This window comes from Curtobacterium sp. PhB172 (assembly GCF_003752545.1).
Taxonomy (GTDB): Bacteria; Actinomycetota; Actinomycetes; order Actinomycetales; family Microbacteriaceae; genus Curtobacterium.
This window is the reverse complement of the sequence record NZ_RKIF01000006.1, coordinates 240,283-252,760: the sequence shown is the minus strand read 5'-3', so window position 1 is coordinate 252,760 and position 12,478 is coordinate 240,283. Positions and strand designations below refer to the sequence as shown.

The 12,478-nt window shown below is 70.5% G+C and carries 11 protein-coding genes; 2 read left to right on the top strand and 9 right to left on the bottom strand.

The window, feature by feature from the left end; all coding sequences use genetic code 11:
• Positions 1-52 precede the first annotated feature (52 nt).
• The 7 genes from nusA to dxr all read right to left on the bottom strand — a co-directional run bounded on the left by nusA (position 53) and on the right by dxr (position 9,283).
• Positions 53-1,048, bottom strand: a complete 996-nt coding sequence (nusA, locus tag EDF42_RS05525; RefSeq protein ID WP_111083890.1) for a transcription termination factor NusA — start codon at positions 1,046-1,048, stop codon at positions 53-55.
• 159 nt (positions 1,049-1,207) lie between these two features.
• The gene (locus tag EDF42_RS05520; RefSeq protein ID WP_123671695.1) at positions 1,208-2,959 is read right to left on the bottom strand and encodes a proline--tRNA ligase; all 1,752 of its coding nucleotides are present in this window, start codon (positions 2,957-2,959) and stop codon (positions 1,208-1,210) included.
• A gap of 461 nt (positions 2,960-3,420) precedes the next feature.
• On the bottom strand, positions 3,421-4,554 hold the full coding sequence (gene ispG, locus EDF42_RS05515) for a flavodoxin-dependent (E)-4-hydroxy-3-methylbut-2-enyl-diphosphate synthase (protein ID WP_111083888.1): 1,134 nt from the start codon (positions 4,552-4,554) through the stop codon (positions 3,421-3,423).
• A 74-nt stretch (positions 4,555-4,628) separates the two neighbouring features.
• The gene (locus EDF42_RS05510) at positions 4,629-5,189 is read right to left on the bottom strand and encodes a cysteine hydrolase family protein (protein ID WP_123671694.1); all 561 of its coding nucleotides are present in this window, start codon (positions 5,187-5,189) and stop codon (positions 4,629-4,631) included.
• Positions 5,186-6,658 carry a cytosine permease gene (locus EDF42_RS05505; RefSeq protein WP_123671693.1) on the bottom strand — a complete coding sequence of 491 codons (1,473 nt, stop codon included), beginning with the start codon at positions 6,656-6,658 and terminating at the stop codon, positions 5,186-5,188. Before EDF42_RS05505 ends, EDF42_RS05510 begins: the two co-directional genes overlap by 4 nt.
• 24 nt (positions 6,659-6,682) lie before the next feature.
• Positions 6,683-8,017: an RIP metalloprotease gene (locus EDF42_RS05500; RefSeq protein WP_185040792.1), complete on the bottom strand. Its 1,335-nt coding sequence runs from the start codon at positions 8,015-8,017 to the stop codon at positions 6,683-6,685.
• A gap of 174 nt (positions 8,018-8,191) precedes the next feature.
• On the bottom strand, positions 8,192-9,283 hold the full coding sequence (gene dxr, locus EDF42_RS05495) for a 1-deoxy-D-xylulose-5-phosphate reductoisomerase (RefSeq protein ID WP_123671691.1): 1,092 nt from the start codon (positions 9,281-9,283) through the stop codon (positions 8,192-8,194).
• A gap of 98 nt (positions 9,284-9,381) precedes the next feature.
• Between dxr and EDF42_RS18640 the strand changes: the two genes are divergently transcribed.
• Positions 9,382-9,861 (top strand): hypothetical protein, encoded by a 480-nt coding sequence (locus EDF42_RS18640; RefSeq protein ID WP_148053826.1) that lies wholly within the window; start codon positions 9,382-9,384, stop codon positions 9,859-9,861.
• Between the two features lie 75 nt (positions 9,862-9,936).
• On the opposite strand, the gene EDF42_RS05490 is transcribed toward EDF42_RS18640, so the two are convergent.
• Both EDF42_RS05490 and EDF42_RS05485 read right to left on the bottom strand, forming a co-directional pair.
• On the bottom strand, positions 9,937-10,908 hold the full coding sequence (locus tag EDF42_RS05490) for an FKBP-type peptidyl-prolyl cis-trans isomerase (protein WP_123339733.1): 972 nt from the start codon (positions 10,906-10,908) through the stop codon (positions 9,937-9,939).
• Positions 10,909-10,914: 6 nt separating this feature from the next.
• The gene (locus EDF42_RS05485) at positions 10,915-11,424 is read right to left on the bottom strand and encodes an OsmC family protein (protein WP_123339734.1); all 510 of its coding nucleotides are present in this window, start codon (positions 11,422-11,424) and stop codon (positions 10,915-10,917) included.
• 58 nt (positions 11,425-11,482) lie between these two features.
• Here EDF42_RS05485 and EDF42_RS05480 point away from each other — a divergent pair, with 58 nt between their 5' ends.
• Positions 11,483-12,475, top strand: coding sequence for an asparaginase (locus EDF42_RS05480; RefSeq protein ID WP_123339735.1), 993 nt, complete (start codon positions 11,483-11,485; stop codon positions 12,473-12,475).
• Positions 12,476-12,478 lie beyond the last annotated feature (3 nt).

The following is a 12,478-nucleotide window of genomic DNA, read 5'->3' as shown; positions in this document are numbered from 1 at the left end:
CGGACGTCCGCGATCCGGCGCGCCCTTCTGGGCACGCCGGCGGCGAAATCGCCTAGTCGTCGCCGTCCAGGATGGAGTCCGGCTGGATGTCGATCCGGGCCCCGGTGAGCTTGGCGGCCAGGCGGGCGTTCTGCCCTTCCTTGCCGATCGCGAGCGACAGCTGGTAGTCCGGCACGAGTGCGCGGACGGCCTTGGTCGACGCGTCGAGCACGAAGGCGCTGGTCACCTTGGCCGGCGACAGGGCGCTCGCGACGAACGCCGACAGGTCCGGGGACCAGTCCACGATGTCGACCTTCTCGGCACCGAGCTCGTTGGTGACGGCACGCACGCGCGCGCCCAGCTCGCCGATGCAGGCACCCTTCGCGTTGACGCCGGGCTCGTTCGCCTTGACCGCGATCTTCGTGCGGTGACCGGCTTCGCGCGCGAGCGACGTGATCTCCACGACGCCCGAGGCGATCTCCGGCACCTCGAGGGCGAAGAGCTTCCGGACCAGGCCCGGGTGGGTGCGCGACACCGTGATCTGCGGGCCCTTGTTGCCGCGGGCGACGCTCGTCACGTACACGCGGATGCGCGAACCGTGCGCGTAGGACTCGCCCGGCACCTGCTCTTCGGGCGGCAGGATCGCCTCGACCGTACCGAGGTCGACCATCACCATGCGCGGGTTCGGGCCCTGCTGGACCACACCGGCGACGATGTCGCCTTCCTTGCCACGGAACTCGCCGAGGATCTTGTCGTCACCGATGTCGCGCAGGCGCTGGTTGATGACCTGCTTCGCCGCGAAGGCCGCGATGCGACCGAAGTCGCTCGGCTGGTCGACGGCTTCACCGATGACGGTGCCCTCGTCGTCGAGCTCGGGGACGTAGACACTGACCTCGCCGGACTTGCGGTCGAGCTCGACACGCGACTGCGCGTGGGCCGGCTCGCCGTTCTCTTCGGCGTGCTTCTGGTAGGCGGTCAGGATGGCAGATTCGATGATCTGGACCAGTTCGTCGAACGGGATCTCCCGCTCGCGCTCCATGAGTCGCAGGACTGCGAGATCGATCTTCACCGAGGTGCCTCCGTATTCAGATGAGTCGCTCCTGCGGATGGAACCGTCGCAGAAGTCGGCCACAAGCGTACCGCACTGCGGCTCGCGGACCCGAGCCGAGACGGACGGGAGGCCCGGTGCCAGCTGGCACCGGGCCTCCAGTCCGTCTCCTGGTGGCGACTAAATCGCGCGGACCGCGTCGAGCAGCTCGGCGACCGGCACGTCGCGGCGTTCGCCGCTGGCACGGTTCCACAACTCGACGACGCCGTCGGCGGCGCCGCGGCCGGCGACGACCACGATCGGCATGCCGAGCAGCTCGGCGTCGCGGAGCTTGACGCCGGGCGACACCTTCGGACGGTCGTCGTAGAGCACGTCGAACCGCTCGCCCTCGAGCTCGGCGACGATCGACGTCGCCAGCTCGTAGGCGACCTGGTCACGGCCGGTCGCGACGATGTGCACGTCGAACGGCGCGACGTTCTTCGGCCAGGCCAGGCCCTTGTCGTCGTTGTGCGCCTCGGCCAGGATCGCCAGGATGCGCGTCACGCCGATGCCGTACGAGCCCATCGTGACGGTCGCGAGCTTGCCGTTCTCGTCCTGCACCTTGAGCCCAAGGGCCTCGGCGTACTTGCGGCCGAGCTGGAAGACGTGCCCGATCTCCATGCCGCGGTCGGTCTCGAGCGGACCCGAGCCGTCGGGCGACGGGTCCCCCGCGCGGACGTCGGAGACCTCGGCGACACCGTCGGCCACGAAGTCACGGCCGGCGACCAGGCCCGAGACGTGCACGCCGCGCTCGTTGGCGCCGGTGACCCAGGCCGTGCCGTCGACCACGCGCGGGTCGACGAAGTACCGGATGCCCGTGGCGCTGTCGGCGCCGAGGACCTGCGGGCCGATGTAGCCCTTGACCAGGCCCTTGTGCTTCTTGAAGTCGTCGTCGCCTGCGGCTTCGACCTCGGCCGGGGCGAACGCCACCTCGGCGCGCTTCAGGTCGACGTCGCGGTCACCGGGGAGCCCGACGACCACGACCTCGCGCGTGCCGTCCAGGTGGGTGAGGGCGAGGACGACGTTCTTCAGCGTGTCCGCAGCGGTCCACGGCACGCCGTCGCGCGGGGCGACCTCGTTCGCGTGGGCGACGAGCGTGTCGATCGTCGGGGTGTCCGACGACGGCAGGAGCACCGCGTCGGGCTGCCCCTCGATCGGCAGCGACGCGGGCACGGGCGTGACGTAGGCCTCGACGTTCGCCGCGTAGCCGTTGGCGCTGCGGACGAAGGTGTCCTCGCCCACGGCGATCGGGTGCAGGAACTCCTCCGACTTGGAGCCGCCCATCGCGCCGGCGTCCGCCTTGACGATGACGTACTCGAGGCCGAGGCGGGCGAAGATCTTCTCGTACGCGTCGCGCATGACCTGGTAGCTGCGCTCGAGGCCCTCGTCGGTGAGGTCGAACGAGTACGCGTCCTTCATGGTGAACTCGCGACCGCGCAGCAGCCCCGCGCGCGGGCGTGCCTCGTCGCGGTACTTGTCCTGGATCTGGAACAGCGTGACGGGGAGGTCCTTGTACGACGAGTACAGGTCCTTCACCAGGAGCGCGAACATCTCTTCGTGCGTGGGGGCGAGCAGGTAGTCGGAACCCTTACGGTCCTGCAGGCGGAACATGCCGTCGCCGTACTCGGTCCAGCGGTTCGTCGCCTCGTACGGCTCGCGCGGCAGCAGCGCCGGCAGGAGCACTTCCTGCGCACCCGCGGCGACCATCTCGTCGCGGATGATCCCCTCGATCTTGGCGCGCACCCGGAGACCGAGCGGCAGCCAGGCGAAGATCCCCGGGGACTGGCGACGGACGTACCCGGCGCGGACGAGCAGCTTGTGGCTCGTCACCTCGGCGTCGGAGGGGTCGTCGCGGAGCGTACGGAGGAACAGATGCGAAAGCCGTGTGACCACGGGGGTCAGCCTAGCGGCGTGCGCCGACGGCGCGGCACGGGCGGGCGCGCACCGTGCGAGGTTCGCCGCACGGTGCAAGGTCCGGGCGGGCGGGCACCGTGCGAGGTTCGCCGCACGGTGCGGCGCAAGCCGCATCGTGCGGTGTCACAAGCGCGCACCGGACTGCTGACCCGTCACGGGTTCGCGAAGTCCGCACGGTGCGGACGGGACGCCCGGTGCGAGGCCGCCACGGGCCTCCCGTCACGGGTTCGCGAAGTCCGCACGGTGCGGACGGGACGCTCGGTGCCAGGCCGCCACGGGCCTCCCGTCCGGCACGCCGCGACGCTCGCCGCGCGCGGGCGCGCACCGTGCGAGCTTCGCCGAGCGGAGCGGCCTCAGCCGCACCGTGCCGCCCGCTGACCCCGCACCGAGCCGTCAACCCGGCACAGAGTGGCGGAATCCGCACCGTGCCGGAGCGCGACCTACGGGGTGGTGATGACCTCGGGGCTGCCGAGCGCGGCCTCCGGACCCATCTCGTCGGCGATGCGGTTCGCCTCGGCGATGAGGGTCTGCACGATCTCGTGCTCCGGCACCGTCTTGACGACCTTGCCCTTGACGAAGATCTGGCCCTTGCCGTTGCCCGACGCCACGCCGAGGTCGGCCTCGCGCGCCTCGCCCGGGCCGTTCACGACGCAGCCCATGACGGCGACGCGCAGGGGGACGGACATGCCCTCGAGCCCCTTCGTGACGTCGTTCGCCAGCTGGTAGACGTCGACCTGGGCCCGGCCGCAGCTCGGGCACGAGACGATCTCGAGCTTGCGCTCGCGCAGGTTGAGCGACTGCAGGATCTGCAGGCCGACCTTCACCTCTTGCGCGGGCGGCGCGGACAGGGACACGCGGATGGTGTCGCCGATGCCCTCGGCCAGCAGGATGCCGAACGCGGTGGCGCTCTTGATGGTGCCCTGGAACTCGGGGCCTGCCTCGGTCACACCGAGGTGCAGCGGCCAGTCACCGGCGGCGGCGAGCTGGCGGTAGGCCTTGACCATGACGATCGGGTCGTTGTGCTTGACCGAGATCTTGAAGTCGTGGAAGTCGTGCTCCTCGAACAGGCTGGCTTCCCACACGGCGGACTCGACGAGCGCCTCGGGTGTGGCCTTGCCGTACTTCTGCAGCAGGCTCGGCTCGAGCGACCCGGCGTTGACGCCGATGCGGAGCGACACGCCTGCGGCCTTCGCCGCGGCGGCGATCGCACCGACCTGGTCGTCGAACTTGCGGATGTTGCCCGGGTTCACGCGGACCGCGGCGCAGCCGGCGTCGATCGCCTGGAACACGTACTTCGGCTGGAAGTGGATGTCGGCGATGACCGGGATCTGCGACTTCTTCGCGATGATCGGCAGCGCGTCGGCGTCTTCCTGCGTCGGCACGGCGACCCGGACGATGTCGCAGCCCGAGGCCGTGAGCTCGGCGATCTGCTGCAGCGTCGCGTTGATGTTCGTCGTCGGGGTCGTGGTCATCGACTGCACGGACACCGGAGCATCGCCGCCCACGAGCACCTTGCCGACCCGGATCTGGCGCGACTTGCGTCGGGGGGCGAGGGTTTCGGGCGACTTGGGCATACCGAGGTTCACAGCGGGCACGTGAGCACTCTACGCGCTCGCTCCGACCGTCCCGGCCCGGTCACACCGGACGCTCAGAGCCGGGCGGCGCTGTCCACCACGGTGATGAGCGGCGCGTACAGCCGCATCGCGTCGAGCGCCCGCTCGTGGTCCGCGTCGCTCGCCCCGGCGCAGGCGTCCGCGACGACCGTCACGGTCGCGCCGGCGTCCGCCGCCGCCAGGGCGGTCGACAGCACGCAGCAGTCGGTCGACACCCCCGTGAGCACCAGGTGCGGGTGGTCACCGACGACTGCCTGGAGGCCCGTCCCCCACTTGCCGAACGTCGGCTCGGTCACGACGGGGTCGTTCCGGTCCCCTGCCGCACTCGCGAAGGGCTCGGTCAGCACGTACAGCGGGTCGGCGTCCGGCACGAGGGCGAAGGGCCACTCGCGGTAGTACGGCACCCAGGCGCCCTGCGGGCGCTGGGGTGCGACGAACCGGGTGAACACCGTGCGTCCGGTGAAGCGGGGCAGCAGGCGCTCGATGCCGACTCCGGCGTGGTCGTACCGCGGCGCGGCCCACGGGGACTCCCCCGTGAAGACCTGCTGCATGTCGATGACGACGAGCCAGGCGTCGTCGGGGACGATCGTGCTCACCGCTGTGCTTCCTGTCGTCGCACGGAGCCCCGGGCGAACAGCAGGGTGCCGAGGAACCCGACGACGAGCGCGACCAGCACGCCGAGGTTCGCGTAGGCCCAGGCGCCGTCGCGTCCGCCGAGGCCGAACGGTCCGAGCAGGTAGCCCTGCCACGACAGCCACGCCGGTGACGCCAGCGTGACGAGGCCCCACCCGAGCGCCGTGCCGACCGCGACCAGGGCGATCGCGCCCCACCGGACGTCGCCGTAGCGGCCGCGACGTTCGTCGAGTTCGGATTCCGCGTAGGCCGTGCGCCGGAGCAGGACGTCGGCGACGAAGATGCCGGCCCAGGCGGCGATCGGGACGCCGAGGGTGATGAGGAACGCCTGGAACGGGCCGACGAAGTCCGTCGCGAAGAAGGCGATGTAGATCGCACCCGCCACCATGAACACGCCGTCCACTCCGGCGGCGACCGGCCGTGGGATCTTCACGCCGACGCTCAGCAGCGCGAGGCCCGACGAGTAGATGTCGAGCACCGCGCCGCCGACGAGCCCGAGGATCGCGACGAGGGCGAACGGGATGAGGAACCACACCGGCAGGATCGACGTGAGGGCACCGATCGGGTCGGCACCGATCGCGGCGTTCAGGTCCGGCGACGAACCGGCGAGCAGGACACCGAAGACCACGAGGACGGCCGGTGCGAGCGCCCCGCCGAAGGTCGTCCACCCGACGACTCCCCCGGTGGACGACGACCGCGGCAGGTACCGCGAGTAGTCGGCAGCGGCGTTCACCCAGCCGAGGCCGAACCCGGTCATCACCAGGACGAGTGCTCCGATGAACTGCTGGCTGCTGCCCGTCGGCAGCGCGGCGATCGCGCCGAAGTCGATGGACGGCACCGCGAGCACCACGTAGACGACCGTCAGCACAGCGGTGATCACCGTGATCCAGGTCTGCAGGCGCATGATGACGTCGAAGCCCGCGACGCCGGCCCCGACCACGAGCGCGGCGACCACGACGAGGGCGACGACCTTCGTCAGCACCCCGCCGTCCCAGCCGAGCTCGGTGAAGACCGTCGAGGTCGCGAGGACCGCCAGCGCGGCGAGGGCGGTCTCCCACCCGACGGTGAGGATCCAGCTGAGGAACGAGGGCACCCGGTTGCCGCGGACCCCGAAGGCCGCACGGCTCAGCACCATCGTCGGCGCCGACCCGCGTTTGCCGGCGATGGCGACGACGCCGCACAGCAGGAACGAGAACACCACCCCGACGACCGAGACGATGGTGGCCTGCCAGAACGAGATCCCGAACCCGACGACGAACGATCCGTAGGCGATGCCGAGGACGGAGATGTTCGCCGCGAACCACGGCCAGAACAGTCCCCGCGGGGTGCCCTTGCGGTCGGACTCGGCGATGACGTCGAGACCCTGCCGCTCGACGGTGCGGACCTCGGGCGCGGCGGTGGTGGGCCCGGAGTTCGTGGGCGCTGTGCTCATCCGCTGAGCGTAGCGCCGCAGCGACTACCCGAACAGGTTCACGGGCCGCACGATGTCGGCGTAGATCAGCAGCGCGCTCATCCCCGCCAACAGCACCACGACGACCATCGTGAGCGGCATCGTCTTCGCCAGGTCGATGGGGCCCGGGTCCGCCTTGCCGACGAGCTTGAAGGACCGTCGCTTGATCGCCTCCCACAGGGCGCCGGCGATGTGCCCGCCGTCGAGCGGCAGCAGCGGCACCATGTTCAGCACGAACAGGCCGATGTTCAGCGAGGCCAGCAGCCCGAGGATCGTGTACGCCTTGTCGACCACCGGCACGCCGCTCATCGACGAGACCTCGCCGATCGCTCGGCCGACACCGACGACCGACACGGGGCTGTCCTGCGACCGCTCCTGCGCGCCGAACGCCGCGTTCCAGACGGCGACCAGCCGCTGCGGCAGGTCGATGATCAGGTGCGCCGACGCGGAGATCTGCGAACCCGTCGCGGGCAGCACCTCGGCCGGCGACTGCCGCACGAGCGACTGCCCGATGCTGACGCCGACCACACCGACCCGCTGGGTCTTCGTCGTGCCGTCGTCGTTCGTGACGACCTTGCCCTCGGCGTCGTAGACGTCGCGGGTGGCGGTCGTCGGGGTGATCTCGAGCGTCTTCCGGGCACCGTCACGCTCGACGACGACCGTCACCTGCTCGCCGGCCGACTTCTGGAAGACCTCGGAGACGCGCGCGATGGTCGGGTCCTGCTCACCGTTCACCGAGAGCACGACGTCGCCCGACGCGATGCCGGCCTGCTTCGCCGGCGACTCCGCATCGGCCGAGGTGCACTCGGTCGTCTGGCTGGTCGGCAGGACGCAGTCGACGCTCGACGTGAACGTCGTGGTCGGCGACCCGAAGCCGCACAGCAACACGCCGAACAGCACGATCCCGATCACCAGGTTCATCGCGGGTCCAGCGACCATCACGATGATGCGCTTCCACGGGGTGAGCCGGTAGAAGGCACGGGAGTCGTCGCCGCCGGAGTCCGCGATCTGCTCCGCGCTGGCCTGGCGGGCATCCTGCACGAACGCGCCGTACATGCCGGTGTTCGTGATCGCACTCGGGCGGCCGGAGGCACGCGGCTTGAGCATGCCGACCATCGAGATGTAGCCGCCGAGCAGGATCGGGCGGATGCCGTACTCGGTCTCACCCCGCTTGAACGACCACATGGCCTTGCCGAACCCCAGCGAGTACTGCGTCACCTTGACGTTGAACAGCTTCGCGAAGGACAGGTGCCCCAGCTCGTGGAGTCCGATCGAGACCAGCAGGCCGATGATGAAGACGACCACGCCGAGGACGAAGAGCAGGACGGATTCGACGGTCACCGGGAAAGGGTACGGGACGCTTGCCATGACGGAGCCGAGCGCCGTCTGAGAGGTGGGACGGGCCTCTCCCCACCGGCACGGCCGTCCCGCCGCTGGCGCGTCGCGCCGGAACCGGCGGTGTGGGCCCAGTCCGTCACGTGGTGACCATGCAACCGACGGGAGGCGCGGATCGCGTCAGCGGGTCAGCGCGCGGTCCGCCGCGGCGCGGGCCCAGTGCTCCGCAGCGAGCACGCCGTCGAGTGACGGCTCCCCCGCGGTGTGCTCCTCGACGACGCGCTCGACCGTGTCGACGATGTCGAGGAAGCCGATGGCACCCGCGTGGAACGCGGCCACGGCCTGCTCGTTCGCCGCGTTGAAGACGGCCGGGAAGGTCCCGCCGAGCTCACCGACACGCTTCGCGAGGGCGACGGCGCCGAACGCGTCGGCGTCGAGCGGCTCGAAGGTCCAGGTGCTCGCCGTGGTCCAGTCGAGCGGCACACCGACCCCGGGCACGCGGTCCGGCCACGCCAGGCCGAGCGCGATCGGCAGACGCATGTCCGGCGGCGAGGCCTGCGCGATGGTGGAGCCGTCGACGAACTCGACCATCGAGTGCGCGATCGACTGCGCGTGCACCGTGACCTCGATGCGGTCGTACGGCACGCCGAAGAGCAGGTGCGCCTCGATGACCTCGAGTCCCTTGTTGACGAGCGTGGCGGAGTTCGTCGTGACGACGAGGCCCATGTCCCACGTGGGGTGCGCCAGCGCCTGCGCCGGGGTGACGTCGCGGAGCTGCTCGCGGGTGCGGCCGCGGAACGGACCGCCGCTCGCCGTCAGGACGAGCCGCTGCACCTCGGTGTCGGCACCGGAGCGAAGCGCCTGCGCGATCGCCGAGTGCTCGCTGTCCACCGGGACGATCTGGCCCGGCGCTGCGGCCTGCTGCACCAGGGAACCGCCCACGATGAGGCTCTCCTTGTTGGCCAGCGCCAGGGTGGCACCGGTATCGAGCACCGCGAGCGTCGGCCCGAGGCCGACCGACCCCGTGATGCCGTTCAGGACGACGTCGGCCTCGACGCTTCGGACGAGCCGCTCGGAGTCCTGCGCCCCGAACGCCGTGTCGCGGACGCCGAACCGCGCGGCCTGTTCGACGACGAGGTCACGGTTGCTGCCGGCGGTCAGACCGACGACCTCGAACCGGTCCGGGTTGCGGGCGACGACGTCGAGCGCCTGCGTGCCGATCGAGCCGGTGCTGCCGAGGACGACGATGCGGCGTTTCTCAAGGGTGTCCACGGCACACAGCCTATCTGCGCCCTCGAGGCGCGCAGTATGTTGCACACCGCACTTCACTGTCGCTATGGTGACGACGCAACCTCAGGAGGGGATGAATGATGTCGATGAAGAACACAGTTGCCGCTGCCGTGATCGTGGTGTTGGGGATCGGAGCGCTGCCGACGGCAGCGAACGCAACGACTCCCGCGCCGACCACACTCGCGGTACTGACCGATCTGCGGGGGACCCAGTCACACGCGGAGATCGATGCCGTGATGCAGGGCGCAGCTCCAGTCGAGGCCCTGGCCGATCCAGACACCGGAGACATCCTCGCGGCGATGAGCGTTCGATCGCGTGCGCTCACACCGGTGGGACCCGGATGCTCCGCCACCAGCGCATGCATGCTGCGTTCGTCGGGCGGGCCGTACGGCTTGACCGGTACCGGAACGAAGACCGGCACATGGAGGGGGGTCACCGGCGTGAAGTCCGGAGATCGACGGACGAGTTTCTGGGCATCGAACGGGATGGCCTACGAGTATCGAGCAGGTGCCTCGGTGACGTGGACGAAAGCTGTCACGGTCACCAAGGTGAGCCGCTGACTGCTGTCGTAGGACGGAAGAGGCCGACCACTGTTGTCAGTGGTCGGCCTCTTCACGTCGTGTCGACTTCGGCGCTCAGCCCTTGGCGAGGATGTCGACCACGAAGACGAGGGTGGCGTTCTTCGGGATGCCTGAACCTTCTCGAGGAGTCGCGCCGTAGGCGTCCTCCGGCGTGGCGACGATCAGCACCTGGGAGCCGACCTTCTGGCCGACGAGGCCCGTGACGAAGCCCTTGATGAGTGCGCTCTCGGAGACCGTGAAGGTCGTCGGGGCGCCCTTCGACCACGAGGAGTCGAACTCCTTGCCGGTGTCGTAGACGACGCCCTTGTACTGCACGAGGGCGGTGTCGCCGTCGGCAATCGCGGCGCCGTTGCCCTGCTTGAGGACCTCGACCGTCGTCTTCGTCGGGGCCTTCACGCCGTCGGGGATCGTGATCTCCGGCTCGCCGCTCGACTTGTCCGTGACCGTCGGCAGTGCCGGGTCCTGGTCCTTCGGGGTGCCGTTCGCCTTGGTGGGGGTCTGCGCGACGACGTCGGCGACGACCACGATCTCGCCACCGGTGTTGAAGCCGAGTGCCGACGACTGGCCCACGGCGGCCACACGGTCGCCGACCTTCGAGCAGGCGAGCAGGGCTCCGAAGCCCGAGCCGCCGACGGACAGGACCTGCGGGTTGCCCTCGTCGAAGCCGACGGTGCCGAGCTTCTTTGCGTCCTTGGCCTCGTAGACCGTGTAGGACACCTGGGCGTAGTCGCCCTCGTCGAGCGACGCGCCCTTGCCGGACACGAGCTTCGTGGCCTGCGGCTTCTTCGCCGAGAGGCCGGCCGTGAACTTCACCGTCGGGGCCTTCGTGCCGCCGAACGAGCCGGTCGCGCGGATCGCGTCGGAGGACTTGCCGGGGTCCGGGCAGGACGTGATCGCCGAGGCGGTCGCGCTGGCGGTCGGGGTCGGCGAGGCCGTGGCCCCGTCCGAGCCGGAGCCGGAGCAGGCGGCGAGTCCCAGCACGACGGCGGGGACGAGGGCGATCGGGAGCAGGCGCAGACGCTTCACGGGAACCTAGTCTGCCCCACCCGTTGAAGAGTCCCCTGCCAATGTCGCAGCACGGACGACGGTCTCGGCCTCGTGGTGCACCGGGAACGACACCGACCGGGCGATGAAGCACAGCTGGTTGGCCGTGGCGTGGGCGGCTTCGGCGTCGGCGACCCGGTCCGCCTCGAGGATCGTCACGACCGGGTGCAGCGTCGACCCGGTGAGCTCGCCCGAGCCGTCGCGGTTCAGGTTCAGCGATGCCGTGGCCGTGTCGCGGTAGTCGACGACGGTGAAGCCCTGGGTCACCGCGACGTGCAGGTAGCTGAGCATGTGGCACTGGGCCAACGCGGCGACGACGAGTTCCTCCGGGTTCCAGCGGTCGCGGTCACCGCGGAACGTTGGGTCGGCCGAGCCGGCCACGTCGGGCTTGCCGACCGCCGAGACGACGTGGTCGCGCCCGTAGTCGCGGTAGCCGGAGGTACCGGTGCCGCGGTCTCCCGTCCAGCTGACGGAGACCTCGTAGGTGTGGTCCTGCACGGGTGCTGCCCCTTCGTCGGCGTCACTGGCGGTCGTCCGCCCTGGCTAGCATGGCGGCATGACGGTGAGCCACGAAGTCCGCACTGATCGCCATCCTCTCACCGCCGACGGGTCGGTCGAACTCGCGGTCCTCGACCGGTCGGGGTTCGACGAGAGCCGGCACATCGGCGCCGGGGTCGTGGTCGACTCCGCAGGTGCCGTGGTCGACTCGGTCGGCGACGTCGCCGCCAGCATCTACCCGCGCTCGACGATGAAGCCGTTCCAGGCCCTGGCCGTCCGCCGCGCCGGTGCCCGGTTCTCCGACGAGGAACTCGTCCTGACCACCGCGAGCCACGCCGGAACCCCCGCGCACCAGGCCCTCGCGCTGCACATGCTCGAGTCGTTCGACCACGTCGAAGCCGACCTCGGATGCCCGCCGGACATGCCCTTCGACCGAGCCACCGGACGGACGATGGACGGCCCCCGGCGCCTGGCGATGAACTGCTCGGGCAAGCACGCCGGCATGCTCGCCGCCTGCCGCGTCAACGGGTGGGACGAGGCGACGTACCTGGACATCGAGCACCCGATGCAGCAGCGCGTCCGCTCGGTCGTCGAGGAGTACACGCACGAGACGGTCGACCTGGTCGGCACCGACGGCTGCGGGGCTCCCGTGTTCCCGCTCACGCTGACCGCACTGGCACGCGGCTTCGCCGGTGTCGTCGCTCGGGCCGACGACGACTCCGCGGCGCTGACCGACGCCGTGCTGGCGCACCCGTGGGCGATCGACGGGGTCGGGCGGGCCAACACCGTCACGATCGAGCGGCTGCAGGTCCTGGCGAAGCTCGGTGCCGAGGGCGTCATGGTGATGGGGCTGCCCGGTGGGGCCGCGGTCGCGGTGAAGGTGCTGGACGGGTCGCAGCGTGCAGGCACGCTCGCAGCGCTGACCCTGCTGCAGCGGAACGGGCTGGTGGGTGCCGACGGCGTGGCCGACGTCCTGGCCGCGACGGGTGAGCAGGTTCTCGGCGGTGGCGTGCCGGTCGGCGCGGTCCGGGTCGGCTCCGGCTTGCGCTGAGGC